Raw genomic sequence first — 13,905 nt, forward strand, 5'->3', positions numbered from 1 at the left:
GCTTGCTGGTGGCGTTTGTTGTGCGTACTGGACGAGGACGCCTGGCGGGTCTTCGACGAGGCCGGGTGAGGATGTCGCCGGCCTGCGGGATCTGTTGACCAGTCCGACGGTGCTTGACCCGCCAGCCAGCGGTGCGGCGCGGCGAGTTCACGCCTCTGCCCGGTCGAGCCGCTGTCCGCCGCGCATGTCCCGCCACGCGGGGTCGCCGAGATCGTTGCACTACTTCGCATTGCACAGTAGTGTGCGATGCGTGGATACCACACAGCTGTTGAAGGGCGTGCTGGATCTCGCGGTCCTGGCCGTGCTCCGGGAGGAGGACGGCTACGGTTACGACATCATGCGTCGCCTGCGGGAGGCCGGCCTGGACGAGGTCGGCGACGCGTCGGTCTACGGCACGCTGCGGCGGCTCTTCGCCGCCGGCCTGCTGACCACCTACGTCGTGCCGAGCGAGTCCGGCCCGCACCGCAAGTACTACTCGCTGAACGCGGCCGGCCGGGACCAGTTGACCCGCTCCGGCAAACTCTGGCGCTCGTTCGCCACCACCATGGACACACTGCTCGACGATCGGGGGGTGACGGCATGACCGTCATGGAGCAGGAGATCGCGGACTACGTGACGCGGGTCCGGGCGGCGCTGGCCGACCTGCCGCCGACGGTCCGGGACGAGTTGACCGAGGACCTGGCCGAGCACTTGGCCGAGGTGGCCGTCGAGGGCGACGAGTCGCTGGCCGCCCGGCTGGGCACGCCCGAGGCGTACGCGGCGGAGCTGCGGGCGGCGGCCGGCGCGGGGGGTCCGGCCGCCGCCCGCAACCTGGACCAGCGGGCCGCCGCCGTCACTTCCTGGCTCCGCGCCCGGCTGCGCGCGACCGACCTGCGGCTCGGCCCGATCCTCGGGTACGCCGCGGCGAGCGAGTACCTGCGGCTGCTCCGCCCCGCCTGGTGGGTCCTGCGGGGATACCTCGCGGCGATGCTGATCACCGTCATCACCACGGGTGCGCCGTTCGGGTTGCTGCCCAGGCTGGGCGGCAGCACGCTCGCCGCGCTGCTGCTGCTCGCCGTCTGCGTGGTGGCCTCGGTGTGGCTGGGAAGGCGCACCCCCACGTTGGGTCGTTGGCCCCGGATCGCGCTCCGCGCGGGCACGGCGGTCCTCGCTGTCTTCGCGTTCGCCGGGTTCGTGGACGCGGACGACCGGCTCGGCTGGAACGAGTCCGGCTACCAGCCCGCCGCGGAACAGGTGCCGTACGTCCGTGACGTCTTCGTCTACGACAGCGAGGGGCGGCTGGTGGAGAACGCCCGCCTGTTCGACCAGGACGGCAACCCGATCCGACTCGGGTACCGGGAGTGCGTGCGCGAGGGGCTGCCCGAGGGGACGATGACGTTGGTGCCCGCGTACCCGTACTGCCCAGAGCACGCGCCGTTCCGGACCGGGCCGGTCGGGCCGCGCCCGTCGTCCGTTCCGCCGACCGCCGTGCCGGTCCCGCCGACCGCCGTACCGACCGAGGGCCCGACGCCGTCCGTCGCGCCGACGACCGGGCCGACTCCGTCACCGGCGGCGACCAGCGGCCCGCTGCCCAGCACCGGCGGGCCGGTTCCGACCGCGTCGCCCGCGCCCACCTCCTGATTCGCACCCACCGGCCACGCGTCGGGGTGTCCGGGCCGCCGGGCGCCCCGACGCGTTCGTCCGTGACCCGGGGTGAAGCGGGGGGTGAAATTGGCTGAACGGACGAGCCGAACGGGACAGCGCCCCTCGATGTTGATCGCTACGGTGTCGTCTGCTCATCCACCCCTCGGAAGGAACCTCAGTGCCAGAGCAGGTCGCACCGCCCCCCAACCCGCCGTCCGAGGACGCGCCGCGACCCGCCGACCCGCCGGCTGCCGCCAAGGCTGACCCGTCGGCCGCCGCTGGGCAGGCCGTCGGGCCGCCGTCCGCTGCCGAGTCCGCCGCCGCTGGGCAGCCCGCCGCCGGGCTGCCGGTCGACTCCGCGTCGGCCCCGGCCGGGCTGCCGGTCGACGCCGCTCCGGCCGCCGAACTGCCGAAGCAGCCGGAGGGGGAGCCGGAGAAGAAGCGGTCCGTCGGCCGCAAGGTGCTCGGCGTGGTCGGCGTGCTGCTCGCCGTCGGCGTGGTCGCGGCGCTCAAGTTCGGCGTCGGCTCCGCCGTGGCCACCGCGTTCGACAAGGACGGCACCGCCGACGCGAAGACGGGCGACTGCCTCGCCGAACTGCCGGACGTGGCCGAGGGCGAGCGCAAGGACGCCAGCGGCGCCGAGGTGGTCGCCTGCACGTCCAGCCAGGCGGCGTACACGGTGGTGGGTCGGGTGAACGGCCAGACCGAGACCCAGGCGCGGACGGGGAAGGCCTGCGAGCCGTTCCTCCAGCCGGGCCAGGAGGGCTACTTCTTCTACAACATCAAGCCGGGCAGCACCGGCTACCTGCTCTGCCTGACGAGGAAGGCGGCCTGACCGGCCGGAACGACGTGCCGGTTCCGGACCCGAAACGGCCCCGGCCCCGGCGGCAGACGGCGGCGCGGGGGACCGCGCCGCCGTCGGTGTACGGGGAGGCAACGAGCGGGCGGGAGCCGTCGACATACCAGGTGTCACCGGCGGGGGGACAGGAGGTGAATGCCACTGTTCCGGCGTCTTCCCGACGGCGGTCGCGGCGTGGCAGGCTACCGGCACGTAGGAGACACCCTGCGACCAGCCAGCGTTGACTGACCGCTTGGAGGAGCCGATGGGCGAGATGGTGAGCTACGCCAGCCGCGGGGGGACTCGCGAGGGGTATCTCGCGATACCCTCCGCCGGTGCGGCCAGCCCGGCGGTCATCGTCATCCAGGACTGGTGGGGCCTCGTGCCCCACATCCGGTCGGTCGTGGACCGGTTCGCGGAGGCCGGCTTCGTCGCCCTCGCCCCGGACTTCCGGCACGGCCAGCCGGCCAGCCGGCCGAGTGAGCCCCGGCACATGCTGAACAGCGCGCAGATGGACGAGGCGGCGGGGGACATCGCCGTCGCGGCGGAGTACCTGGCCGGCCGGCCCGAGGTCGCCGGCAAGGCCGGTTGTGTGGGGTTCTGCGCCGGCGCCAGCCTGGCACTCTGGGCGGCCACCCGGTCCGAGCGGATCGTGGCCACCGCCGCCTTCTACCCGCGACTGCCCTGGGACGGGATGAGCCCACAGTGGAGCGGGTACGCGGGCAAGGATGCCGTCATCCACTGCTCGGAGGCGGACGGCACCTCCACCGCCGACGGCGTGCAGACCGCCCGCCGGGCCGTGGAGACGGCCGGAGGCACCTGCCAGACGTACGACTACCCGGGCACCGCGCACGCCTTCTTCAACGAGGACCGGCCGGAGAGCTTCGACCAGCGGGCCGCCGCCACCGCCTGGGCCCGCACCCTCGAACAGTTCCGGGCGAAGCTTGGCTGAGCCCCGTACCCCGGGCGAGGTGGTCGCGCGCGCCGCGCGGGCGGCCGACCTCGCCGACCTCGACGGCGAGGTCAGCGACTGTTTCGCCTGCCCGCGCCTGGTCGACTGGCGGGAGGAGGTCGCCCGGACGAGGCGGGCGGCGTTCCGCGACCAGCGGTACTGGGGGCGGCCCGTGCCCGGCTTCGGCGCGGCCGACGCCCGGCTCGCGATCCTCGGCCTGGCCCCCGCCGCGCATGGCGGCAACCGCACCGGGCGGATCTTCACCGGGGACCGCTCCGGCGACGTGCTCTTCGCCGCGCTGCACCGCGCGGGCCTGGCCAACCAGCCGACCAGCGTCGCCGCCGACGACGGCCTGGCCCTGCGTGACACCCGGATCTTTGCCGCCGTGCGCTGCGCGCCGCCGGACAACAAGCCCACCCCGGCGGAGCGGGACACCTGCGCGCCGTGGCTGCACCGCGAGGTCGCGCTGATCAGGCCCACCCTGCGCGTCGTGGTCGCGCTCGGCGCGTTCGCCTGGGCCGCGTGGTGGCCGGTGTTGCGCGAGGTGTACGGCGTCCGCCCGCCCAGCCCTCGACCGGCTTTCGGCCATGGGGCACACTGGTCCGGCACGACCGCACCGGCGCTGCTCGGTTGTTACCACGTCAGCCAGCAGAACACCTTCACCGGGCGGTTGACCCCGGGGATGCTGGACGACGTGTTCGCCCGGGCGAAGCAGTTGGCCGGGGTGGACTGACGGCGTGGGGCGGTGGCGATGGACCTCAGCGTGCTGCGCAGGTGGTGGCCGGTCGGCGCGGTGGCCGCCCTGCTCGCCGTCGCCGCGCTGTCCGCCGGCCACTCGTCGCTCGGCGCCAGCCGCATCCCGCCCGCCGCCGACAACATCCCGTACGTGCCGGACTACCCGTCGACGCAGCCGCCGCCCTCGATCCCGGCCGAGCCCCGCGACGCCGGGGAGGCCACCCGCGCGCACATCCCCGAGTGGCTCGTCACCGTCGCGATGGCGCTGCTCGGCCTGGCGATCGCCGTCGCCCTCGGCTACCTGATCTGGACCCTGGTCCGGGGGATGGCCCGCCGCACCACCCGGGCGCTGCCGTCGCGCCGGGCCCGGCGCACCGCCGAGGGAACCGCCCGCGAGGTGGTCGCCGCGCTCGACGCCGGTCTGGTCGAGCTGGACGACGCCGACGTCGACCCGCGCACCGCCGTGATCGCCTGCTGGGTACGCCTGGAGGAGGCCGCCGACGCGGCCGGGGTGGTCCGGCGGACCGGGGACACCTCCACCGACCTGGTGACCCGGCTGCTGCGCGGCGACCCCGAGGCGGGGATCCCGGCGATCGTCAGCGCCGACGTGCTGGCCGAGTTCGCCCACGTCTACCGCGAGGCGCGGTACGCCACCCGCCCCGTCGACGAGCGCACCCGCGACCAGGCCCGGGCCGCGCTGCGGCGGCTGCGCGGCGAGCTGACCGCCGTGGCCGCCGGCGAACCGGTCGCCGCCACCGGTCGGGTGGGGCCGTGAGCGCCAGCATCGACGACCTGCTCACCTTCGAGGAGGAGCCGCCGCCGCAGGCCCGGGTAACCCGGGGCGGCCGGGTCAGGGGCGTGCTGCGGACCCTCGCGGTCACCGGGGCGCTCACCGCGGTCGCGGTCGCCGGGCTGCGCACGGTCGGCCTCCAGGTCTCGCTCGCGGTTGTCGTCGCCGGGGTGGCCGCGCTGCTCGCCGTCCGCCGGGTCACCGCCGCGCTCGCCCCGCCGCCCCCGCCCCGGGTCGGGGCCCGCGCGCCCGCCGGCGAGGAGGACGGCAACTACCACTGGGCCGCCCGGGACGCGCTGCGCGCCGCGATCAACGGCTGGGAACGGCCGCTGGACTGGTCGTCGGGCCGGCCGGAGCGGTTCGCCGAGCGGCTCCTGCCCCGCCTCGGCGAGCTGGCCGACGAGCGGCTGCGCCAGCGGCACGGCGTCACCCGCGAGTCCGACCCGGCCCGCGCCCGCGCCCTGCTCGGGGACCGGCTCTCGATGTTCCTCGACACCCCACCCCGCCGCACCCCGTCGCCGCGCGACCTCGCGGCGATCGTCGCCGAACTGGAGAAGATCTGATGAACGACGTGGACCGCACCCTGCCCACCGTCGAGGTCGGCCGCCTGGCCAAGGCGGTGCTGGACGCGGTCGGCTCGGTCGTGGTCGGCAAGCGGGAAACCCTGGAGCTGGTCCTCGCCGGCATCCTGGCCGGCGGCCACGTGCTGCTGGAAGACCTGCCCGGGTTGGGCAAGACGCTGACCGCCCGCTGCTTCGCCCAGGCCCTCGGGCTGGACTTCCGTCGTCTCCAGTTCACCCCCGACCTGCTGCCCGCCGACGTCACCGGCTCGTTCCTGTACGACCAGCGCAGCGGCGACTTCTCCTTCCGGGCCGGCCCGGTCTTCACCAACCTGCTGCTCGCCGACGAGATCAACCGGACGCCGCCGAAGACCCAGTCGGCGCTGCTGGAGGCCATGCAGGAGAAGCAGGTCTCCGTGGAGGGCGTCACCTACCGGCTGGACGAGCCGTTCCACGTCCTGGCCACCGCCAACCCGATCGAGTACGAGGGGACGTACCCGCTACCGGAGGCGCAGCTCGACCGGTTCCTGCTGCGGGTGTCGTTCGGCTACCCGGACCGGGAGGAGGAGTGGGACGTGCTGCGCCGGCGGATCGCCCGCCGCCGCGAGGAGGCCGAGATCGAGCCGGTCGTCGACGCCGCCACCCTGCGGGCCATGCAGGCCGCGCTGGAGGACGTGGTGGTGGAGGACTCCATCGGCCGGTACATCGTGCAGTTGACCGCGGCCACCCGGGAGCACCCGTCGGTGCTGGTCGGGGCCTCTCCGCGTGGCTCGCTGGCGCTGCTGCTGCTGGCCCGGGCCAGGGCGGTCTTCGCCGGCCGGGACTACGTGGTGCCGGAGGACGTCAAGGAGGTGGCCGCGCCTGCCCTGGCGCACCGGATCACGCTGCGCCCGGAGATGTGGCTGCGCCGGGTCGACCCGTCCTTCGTGGTCGGTGAGGTGCTCGACCAGACCCCGGCCCCGGCCAGCGGCGCGCTTCCGAGCTACGCCGCCGGCCGGCCGGGCCGCTGACGGCCGTGCCCACCGACGAGGGGCAGCAGCCGGCGGCGGGCTGGGCGCCGACCCGGGCGCTCGGCCGGGCGGTGCTGATCACCGGCCTGCTGCTGATCGCCGGGGTGTTGCTCGGCCGGGTCGACCTGGTCGTGCTGGCCGCGCCGTTCGCGCTCGGCACCGCGTACGCGCTGCGCCGCCGGCCGAGCGCCGGGCCGCAGGTGTGGGTCGCCGCCGACGAGGGGCACCTGGTCGAGGGCGGCGAGTTCACCGGCACGGTCACCGTCGGCAACCCGGACACCGTGGGGTACGACGTCGCCGTGGTCCGCACCCGCGTCTCGCCCTGGCTGCTGGTCGAGCGCGCCCAGGTCGGCGGGGCCCGGGTCGACCTGTCCCGCAGCGGGGTGGACCGGCCCTTCGTCACCGTCGTGGACACCGGCACCGCCGTCGACTTGGAGCTGACCGGGAAGGCCCGGCGCTGGGGCCGGCACCCCGTCGGCCCGGCCGGCGCCCGGGTCGCCGCCGCGGGCGGGCTGCTGGTCTCCCGGGCGGCGGTCACCGAGCCGGTCCGGGTGCGGGTGTACCCGAGGACGGAGCCGTTCGAGGCGGTGGAGGCGATGCCCCGGGCCGCCGGCCTGGTCGGCGCGCACCACTCCCGCCGCCCAGGCGAGGGCGGTGAGCTGGCCGGCGTGCGGGTCTTCGGCCCCGGCGACCGGCTGCGCCGCATCGACTGGCGGGTCTCGCTGCGGGCCCGGCAGCTGCACGTGGCGGCCACCCTGTCGGACCGGGACGCCGAGGTGGTGATCCTGCTGGACGTGCTCGCCGAGGCGGGCCGCTCAGGTGGCGTCGGCGGGGCCGCCTCGGTGCTGGACACGACCGTCCGGGCCGCCGCCGCGATCGGCGAGCACTACCTGCACCGGGGCGACCGGGTGGCGATGCTGGAGTACGGGCCGGCTGCCCGCCGGCTGCGCGCCGCGTCCGGCCGGCGACAGTACCTGACGCTGCTGGAGTGGCTGCTCGACGTGCGCGCCGAGGCGTCCCCGCACGAGCCGTACGACCAGATCTTCGGGCCGCACCTGCTCTCCTCGGACGCGCTGGTGGTGGTGCTCACCCCGCTGCTGGACGAGCGGTCCGCCCAGATGTTGGCCCGGCTGGCCCGGTCCGGGCGGTTCGTGGTGGCCGTGGACACGCTCCCGGCCGACCTCGCACCGCCGGGTCGGCAGGGCTGGGCCGAGGTGGCCTTCCGGCTGTGGCGGCTGGACCGGGACACGATGATCGGCCAGCTCCGCGAGCACGGCGTGCCGGTGGTCCGCTGGGCCGGCGCGGGCAGCCTGGACCAGGTGTTGCGGGACGTGGCCCGGCTCGCCACCGCCCCTCGGGTGGGCGCCCGGTGACGGCCGCGAGGACGAGGGGACGGAACCGGTGAACCCGGTCGAGGTGGTGACGGAACGGGCCAGGGCGGCGCGCTCGACGGTGGACCGGGTGAGCCTGGCGCCGCTGCTGGTCCGCGCTGGAATCTTCGGCACGGTGCTGGCCGGCCTGCTGCTGGCGTACCCGGTGCAGGTCCTCACCGGGCGGCCGCTGGCCGCCCTCACGGTGGTGGCGCTGCTGCCGGCGGTCGGGCCGCGCCGCGTCTGGCCGACCTTCGCCGTCCTGGTCACGGTGGGCGGGTGGCTGCTGTCCACCGAGGGGTACGGCCGGCCGGTCGCGCTGTGGCGGCTGCTCGCCGTGGCGGTGGCGCTCTACCTGGCCCACTCGCTGTGCGCGCTGGCCGCCCTGCTGCCGTACGACGCGGTGGTGGACCCGGAACTGATCGTGCGTTGGCTCACCCGGGCCGGCGGGGTGCTGCTCGCCTCGGCGGTGCTCGGGGTGCTTCTGGTCGAGGTGTCGGGCGTCGGCGGGGACCGCGGCTTCCTCGCCGCGACCGTGGTGGGACTGCTGGTCGCGGTGGCGCTGAGCGTGCTGCTGAGGTGGCTGTTGCGTCGCAGATAGCGGGACGGCGGGGGGACGTCGCGCAGTTCACATGTGTTGTGCTCCGTCACAGAAGGGGGTCTCGGACGGGATTACCCGAGTCGCCCGGGGAAAGATGGATGACGTGAACCCGAAGCGGATCCTTGTTGTCGGTGCCGGGCACGTCGGTCTCTACGCCGCCCTGCGTCTGTCGAAGAAGCTCTCCTCAAGTGAGGCGGAGGTCGTCGTCGTCGACCCGCAGCCCCACATGACGTACCAGCCGTTCCTCCCGGAGGCGGCGGCGGGCAACATCTCCCCCCGGCACTCCGTGGTGCCGCTGCGGCGGGAGTTGCGCCGGTGCAAGGTGGTGGCGGGTACGGTCACCCGGATCGAGCACGACCGCAAGGTGGCCACGGTGCAGCCGATCAGCGGCCCGACCACGGAGATCGCCTACGACCACGTGATCGTGGCCCCCGGCGCGGTCTCCCGGACGCTGCCGATTCCCGGCCTGCACGAGCACGGCATCGGCTTCAAGACCATCGGCGAGGCCATCTACCTGCGCAACCACGTGCTGGACCGGCTCGACGTGGCCGCCGCCACGCCGGATCCGGACGTCCGGCGCAGCGCGCTGACGTTCACCTTCGTTGGCGGCGGGTACGCGGGCATCGAGGCGCTGGCCGAGATGGAGGACATGGCCCGGGACGCCCTGCGTTACTACCCGGAGCTGAAGCCGGAGGACATGCGCTGGGTGCTGGTCGAGGCGACCCAGCGGGTGCTGCCCGAGGTCGACCGGGACATGGGCGCCTACACGGTGCAGCAGCTGCTGAAGCGGAACATGGACATCCGGCTGGACACCCGCCTGGAGTCCTGCGTCGACGGGGTGGTGAAGCTCTCCGACGGCGACAGCTTCCGCTCCGACACGATCGTCTGGACGGCCGGCGTCAAGCCGTCGCCGATGCTCGACGCGACCGACTTCCCGCGCGACGAGCGCCGCCGGGTCACCTGCCTGCCGACCCTCCAGGTCGTCGACGGCGACCGGGTGGTCGAGGGCGCGTGGAGCGCCGGCGACTGCGCGGCGGTGCCGGACCTGACCAAGGAGCCGGGCAACTTCTGCTCGCCGAGCGCCCAGCACGCGGTGCGCCAGGCCGCCCGGATGGCCGACAACATCGCGAACGTGGTCCGCGGGCGCGAGCCGGTGGAATACAAGCACAAGCACGCGGGCAGCGTGGCGAGCCTCGGCCTGTACAAGGGCGTGGCCCAGGTGTACGGCATCAAGATGACCGGCCTGCCGGCGTGGTTCATGCACCGGACGTACCACATGAGCCGGATCCCGTCGTTCAACCGCAAGGTCCGGGTCGTGGTCGACTGGTCGCTGGCGTTCTTCCTCAAGCGCGAGGTGGTCGCCCTGGGCCAGTTGCACGACCCGCGCGAGGAGTTCGTCGAGGCGTCCCAGCCGGTCGCCCCCCGCGTCTGAGTCGCACGAAGAATGGGCCCCCTCGCCGACGAGGGGGCCCATTTTTCATGCGGGCCTCAGACCCGCCAGATCCAGGCGTCGGCAATCCGGGTGGACGGGCCGTAGAGCTGGTCCAGGACGGCCCGCAGCTCGTCGGCGCGCGGCGTGCCCTCGGCCAGCGCGAAGCAGGACGCGCCCCAGCGGTCGGCGTCCCGGGCGGCCTGTTGGCGCTCCGCGTCGCCGATCGCGGGCTGGCCACCCTGCTGCGCCACGTCCGTGAGCAGGGCCGACGTGGGTCGTTTCCAGGTGCCCATGGCGGCCGTGCCGCCCTGGCCGTACGGGCCGATGAAGAAGCCCTCCGGCATGCCGAAGGCCGCGTCGGCCGCGGTCGCCCAGCGCATCGGCCACGGCTCCTTCGGGGTGGGCAGCGGCACCGGCACCAGCACCCCGCCGGGCCGGACGCACTCCCGCCAGTGGCCGCCGGTGACGAACTCGGGCAGCGCCGGCCGCTCGGCGGTGGGCAGCGGCGCCGGCAGGACCGGCAGTAGCGCGATCCCGACCGCCGCCGGGACCAGCCGGCGGGTCGTTCCGCCGTCGCGCAGCGCCCGGTCCACGGCCAGCACCAGCAGCGTCGCGATCACCGGCAGCACCCCCAGGGCGAACCGCATCGGCAGCGCCCCGTCGACCACCGGCAGGCCGCCGAGCAGGGCGTAGGGGCCGGGGACGGTGGTCCGGTCGCCGCCGAGGACCACGTCCGGGCCGAGTGAGAGAGCGCCCATCGCCAGCGCCCCCGCCGCGCAGGCGATCACCAGCGGGCGGCGGCCCAGCCAGACCGCGCAGCCGACGGCGACCACCAGCAGCGGCCAGCCGAGGAAGGTGTTGTACTCCGCCGGCCCGGTGGTGAGCCGGGCCGCCTCGTCGCTGCCCATCACCGACAGCGGGGAGACGGTCCACCAGCTGCTCAGGTCGGCCGAGAAGTAGTGCGGGCTGAACATCCCGTCGGCGACGCCCAGCGGGCCGGCGAACTGGAACCACAGCGGGTACCCCAGCACGAGCAGGGCCAGCCCGGCGGCGAGCAGTATCCCGCCGGCGAAGCCGGGCAGCGCCCGGCGCAGCAGCGCCCGGTCGGCCAGGGCGTACGCGACGGCCATCACCAGCAGCGTCACCGCGCAGAGGAAGAGCACCTCCTCGCCGACGAAGACCTGGGCGCTGACCGCGGCGGCCAGGCCGACGGCGGAGGTGAGCATCCGGCGCCGGTCCGGGCCGACCCGGGCCGGTCCCGTCCCGCCCGCGTCGCGCACGTCGCCCGCCCGGCCCCGGGGGCGGCCCGCCCGGCCCAGCGGGTCGGCGGCGCGCAGCAGCCGGACCACCAGCCAGACGATCACCGGGACCAGCCACTGCGCGGTCATGTGCAGGTGGCTGTTGGTCTGCGAGACCATCCCCGGGCCGAAGCCGCACAGCCCGGCGCCGAGCGCGGCGGCCAACCGGCGGGCCCCCAGGACCCGGGTGAAGAGCAGGTGCCAGGCGAACGCGGTGCCGGCCAGGTTGAGCGCCGCGAGCAGGGCGAAGGTGACCGGCGCGCCGAACAGCAGGGTCACCGGTGCGAAGAGCACGCCGAGCACGATCACCGTGGTGTTGGCCATCAGGTTCACCCCGTCCGGGGCGTTGAGCCGGTCGGTGAGCAGACCGAAGTCGCCGAGCAGGGCGCGCGAGTCGACAGCCAGGAACCATTCGTACAGGGCCTGGTCCTCCGGGTTGAGCGCCAGCACCCGGCCGGCGGGGTCCGGCCACAGGCCGTGGGTGAGCCAGGCCGCGAGGGCCGCGAAGAGCAGCCCGACGAGCAGGTCGGCCCGGTTCCGGGCGGCGGCGGCCCGGAGCCTGGCCCACCGGGAGCCGGCCGGAGCAGGGGCATCGGGACGGAGTGCTTGTGCGGGGGCGGCGTCGGGGGCCGTGGGGGCTGCGCTGCTCACGCCTCGACCCTAGTGCGGCGGCGGTGACGGGGTACGCCGGGTCGTCGCGGACCCGCTACGGTGACACTGCACCGATGCGTCGGCGCGTCGGCGTGGCCCCGCCCGGGTGGTGGAAAGGCAGACACGGCCGCCTTAAAAGCGGCTGCCGCAAGGCGTGCGGGTTCGACCCCCGCCCCGGGCACCTCGCCTATCAGCTTCTTCACAGCTCCTGCCTCGCTCGGTGATCTCCACGGCGTCGATCGCGGCGTTTACCCTTGTAGGGCACGTTCACGTGCGACGACCCCCTGAGGGAGGCCAGACAGTGAAGACTTCGAACCCGGTGCTCGCCCGACTCGGCCAAGCGGCCGAGCGGGAGCGCGCCACCGGGTACGCCCCGACCGGGCCCTACGGGCAGCCCGGATACCCCCCACAGCAGTACCCGGGCGCGACCGGCTACCCGGCCGCGCCGCCCACCGTGACGCCGATGTCCATCGACGACGTGGTGGTCAAGACCGTCACGCTCCTCGGCATCCTCGGCGTGTCCGCCGCGGCGGCCTGGGTGCTCGTGCCTGACTCGCTGCTCGGCATCGCCTGGATCGGCGCCGCGGTGGTCGGCCTGGTGCTCGGCCTGATCATCTCGTTCTCCCGGATGGCGAACCCGGCGCTGGTCGTCGCGTACTCCGTCGTCGAGGGCGTCTTCGTCGGCATGGTGAGCAAGGCCTTCAACTCGCTCTACGACGGCATCGTGCTCCAGGCCGTGGTGGCCAGCTTCGGCGTGTTCTTCCTGATGGCCATGCTGTACAAGGCGCGGGTCATCCGGGCGACGCCCAAGTTCGTCCGCGGCATGGTCGCGGCGATGGTCGGCCTCTTCGCGGTGATGATGATCAACCTGGTGCTGTCGCTGTTCGGCGTCAACACGGGCCTGCGTGACGGCAGCCCGCTGGCGATCGGCTTCAGCCTGGTCTGCATCGTGGTCGCGTCGCTGAGCTTCGTGCTCAGCTTCGCGGAGGTGGAGGAGGGCGTCCGGATGGGGCTGCCCCAGCGCTACTCCTGGACGGCCGCGTTCGGCATCCTGGTCAGCCTGGTCTGGCTCTACATCGAGATCCTGCGCCTGCTGAGCTTCTTCCAGGGCGACGACTGACCCGTGTCGCCGACCGGCGCCCGCCCCCGCGACCCGCGGCGGCGGGCGCCGTCGTCTGCGGGCCGGCCGCCCGCCGGGAGCGGGCCACGGCGTTTGCCCGCCGCCGCCAACGCCGCCGGGGCAGAGTGACTGCGAGGGGTACGTCGGTCAGGAGGTGACGGTGCGCAGTTCCAACCCGGTGTTGGACCGGCTGGACGACACCCGCCGGCGGGAACGCGAGGTGCTCGGGCTCGGCGGCGCCGAGGCGATGACCGTCGACGACGTGGTGGTGCGCACCGTCGGGCTGCTGCTGCTCACCGTCGCCACGGCGGCGGTGGCCTGGTTCGTCGTCCCGCAGGCGGTGTGGATCTCCGCCGCGCTGGCCGGCTCCGCGCTGGCGACGATCGCGCTGGCGCTGGTCATCTCGCTGCGCGGCAGCACCAACCCGGCGCTGATCGCCGGGTACGCGGTGCTCCAGGGGCTGCTGCTCGGGGTGGCCAGCCGGGCGTTCGAGCTGGTCTACCCGGGGATCGTGGTGCAGGCCGTGGTGGGCACGTCCGGCGTCTTCCTCGGGATGGCGCTGCTGTGCCGGGCCCGGGTGGTCCGGGCCACCCCGCGGCTGGCCCGACTGGTGGCCGGCACCCTGCTCGGGATCGTGGCGATCGGCGTGGTCAACCTGGTCGCCTACCTGCTGACCGGCCGGCAGGGGGTGGAGGTGTACAGCCTGACCGCCGGGGTCGGCTGGCTGGCGTACCTGTTCTCGGTGGTGGCGATCATCGCCGGCGCGTTCAGCTTCATCCTCGACTTCGACCTGGTCGAACGGTCGGTCCGCGCGGGCCTGCCCCGCCGGTACGCGTGGTACTGCGCGTTCGGGCTGCTCTCCGGCCTGGTCTTCCTCTACTGGCAACTGCTGCGACTGCTCAGCTACCTCCGCCGCTGACCGGAC

At 74.5% G+C, this 13,905-nt stretch carries 14 protein-coding genes and 1 tRNA gene; 14 read left to right on the forward strand and 1 reads right to left on the reverse strand.

What is annotated here, in order from left to right; genetic code table 11:
- Positions 1-250 precede the first annotated feature (250 nt).
- The 11 genes from ACQPZO_RS04815 (at position 251) to ACQPZO_RS04865 (ending at position 9,911) form a co-directional block, all read left to right on the forward strand.
- Entirely contained in the window at positions 251-583 is a 333-nt protein-coding gene (locus tag ACQPZO_RS04815; protein ID WP_396669400.1) for a PadR family transcriptional regulator, read from the forward strand.
- The gene (locus ACQPZO_RS04820) at positions 580-1,620 is read left to right on the forward strand and encodes an HAAS signaling domain-containing protein (protein ID WP_433347387.1); all 1,041 of its coding nucleotides are present in this window, start codon (positions 580-582) and stop codon (positions 1,618-1,620) included. Before ACQPZO_RS04815 ends, ACQPZO_RS04820 begins: the two co-directional genes overlap by 4 nt.
- 181 nt (positions 1,621-1,801) lie before the next feature.
- The gene (locus tag ACQPZO_RS04825) at positions 1,802-2,458 is read left to right on the forward strand and encodes an LppU/SCO3897 family protein (protein ID WP_433347389.1); all 657 of its coding nucleotides are present in this window, start codon (positions 1,802-1,804) and stop codon (positions 2,456-2,458) included.
- 268 nt (positions 2,459-2,726) lie between these two features.
- Positions 2,727-3,413: a dienelactone hydrolase family protein gene (locus tag ACQPZO_RS04830; protein WP_433347391.1), complete on the forward strand. Its 687-nt coding sequence runs from the start codon at positions 2,727-2,729 to the stop codon at positions 3,411-3,413.
- 19 nt (positions 3,414-3,432) lie between these two features.
- Positions 3,433-4,146 carry a uracil-DNA glycosylase gene (locus tag ACQPZO_RS04835; protein ID WP_433350804.1) on the forward strand — a complete coding sequence of 238 codons (714 nt, stop codon included), beginning with the start codon at positions 3,433-3,435 and terminating at the stop codon, positions 4,144-4,146.
- A gap of 18 nt (positions 4,147-4,164) precedes the next feature.
- Entirely contained in the window at positions 4,165-4,923 is a 759-nt protein-coding gene (locus ACQPZO_RS04840) for a DUF4129 domain-containing protein (RefSeq protein ID WP_433347393.1), read from the forward strand.
- Positions 4,920-5,501 carry a hypothetical protein gene (locus ACQPZO_RS04845; protein ID WP_433347395.1) on the forward strand — a complete coding sequence of 194 codons (582 nt, stop codon included), beginning with the start codon at positions 4,920-4,922 and terminating at the stop codon, positions 5,499-5,501. The genes ACQPZO_RS04840 and ACQPZO_RS04845 overlap by 4 nt, the downstream gene beginning before the upstream one ends.
- Entirely contained in the window at positions 5,501-6,508 is a 1,008-nt protein-coding gene (locus tag ACQPZO_RS04850; protein ID WP_433347397.1) for an AAA family ATPase, read from the forward strand. Before ACQPZO_RS04845 ends, ACQPZO_RS04850 begins: the two co-directional genes overlap by 1 nt.
- Entirely contained in the window at positions 6,505-7,881 is a 1,377-nt protein-coding gene (locus tag ACQPZO_RS04855; protein WP_433350805.1) for a DUF58 domain-containing protein, read from the forward strand. Before ACQPZO_RS04850 ends, ACQPZO_RS04855 begins: the two co-directional genes overlap by 4 nt.
- A 28-nt stretch (positions 7,882-7,909) precedes the next feature.
- Positions 7,910-8,479 (forward strand): hypothetical protein, encoded by a 570-nt coding sequence (locus ACQPZO_RS04860; protein WP_433347399.1) that lies wholly within the window; start codon positions 7,910-7,912, stop codon positions 8,477-8,479.
- A 103-nt stretch (positions 8,480-8,582) separates the two neighbouring features.
- Positions 8,583-9,911: an NAD(P)/FAD-dependent oxidoreductase gene (locus tag ACQPZO_RS04865; protein ID WP_433347401.1), complete on the forward strand. Its 1,329-nt coding sequence runs from the start codon at positions 8,583-8,585 to the stop codon at positions 9,909-9,911.
- A gap of 56 nt (positions 9,912-9,967) precedes the next feature.
- Here the strand turns inward: ACQPZO_RS04865 and ACQPZO_RS04870 are convergent, their stop codons facing one another.
- Positions 9,968-11,860 carry a hypothetical protein gene (locus ACQPZO_RS04870; protein WP_433347403.1) on the reverse strand — a complete coding sequence of 631 codons (1,893 nt, stop codon included), beginning with the start codon at positions 11,858-11,860 and terminating at the stop codon, positions 9,968-9,970.
- A gap of 100 nt (positions 11,861-11,960) precedes the next feature.
- Between ACQPZO_RS04870 and ACQPZO_RS04875 the strand changes: the two genes are divergently transcribed.
- From ACQPZO_RS04875 to ACQPZO_RS04885, 3 genes are all read left to right on the forward strand, one after another.
- Positions 11,961-12,041, forward strand: a tRNA-Leu gene (locus tag ACQPZO_RS04875).
- Positions 12,042-12,161: 120 nt separating this feature from the next.
- On the forward strand, positions 12,162-12,980 hold the full coding sequence (locus tag ACQPZO_RS04880; protein WP_433347405.1) for a Bax inhibitor-1/YccA family protein: 819 nt from the start codon (positions 12,162-12,164) through the stop codon (positions 12,978-12,980).
- A gap of 160 nt (positions 12,981-13,140) precedes the next feature.
- Entirely contained in the window at positions 13,141-13,899 is a 759-nt protein-coding gene (locus ACQPZO_RS04885; RefSeq protein WP_433347407.1) for a Bax inhibitor-1/YccA family protein, read from the forward strand.
- Positions 13,900-13,905: the final 6 nt, after the last annotated feature.

The sequence above is a fragment of the Micromonospora sp. CA-111912 genome (genome assembly GCF_050948415.1).
Taxonomy (GTDB): Bacteria; Actinomycetota; Actinomycetes; order Mycobacteriales; family Micromonosporaceae; genus Micromonospora.

Excerpts from the sequence above, each read along its gene's own strand:
- ACQPZO_RS04820 (WP_433347387.1), top strand. The coding sequence starts at position 580 with ATGACCGTCATGGAGCAGGAGATCGCGGACTACGTGACGCGGGTCCGG.
- ACQPZO_RS04850 (WP_433347397.1), top strand. The coding sequence starts at position 5,501 with ATGAACGACGTGGACCGCACCCTGCCCACCGTCGAGGTCGGCCGCCTG.
- ACQPZO_RS04830 (WP_433347391.1), top strand. The coding sequence starts at position 2,727 with ATGGGCGAGATGGTGAGCTACGCCAGCCGCGGGGGGACTCGCGAGGGG.
- ACQPZO_RS04840 (WP_433347393.1), top strand. The coding sequence starts at position 4,165 with ATGGACCTCAGCGTGCTGCGCAGGTGGTGGCCGGTCGGCGCGGTGGCC.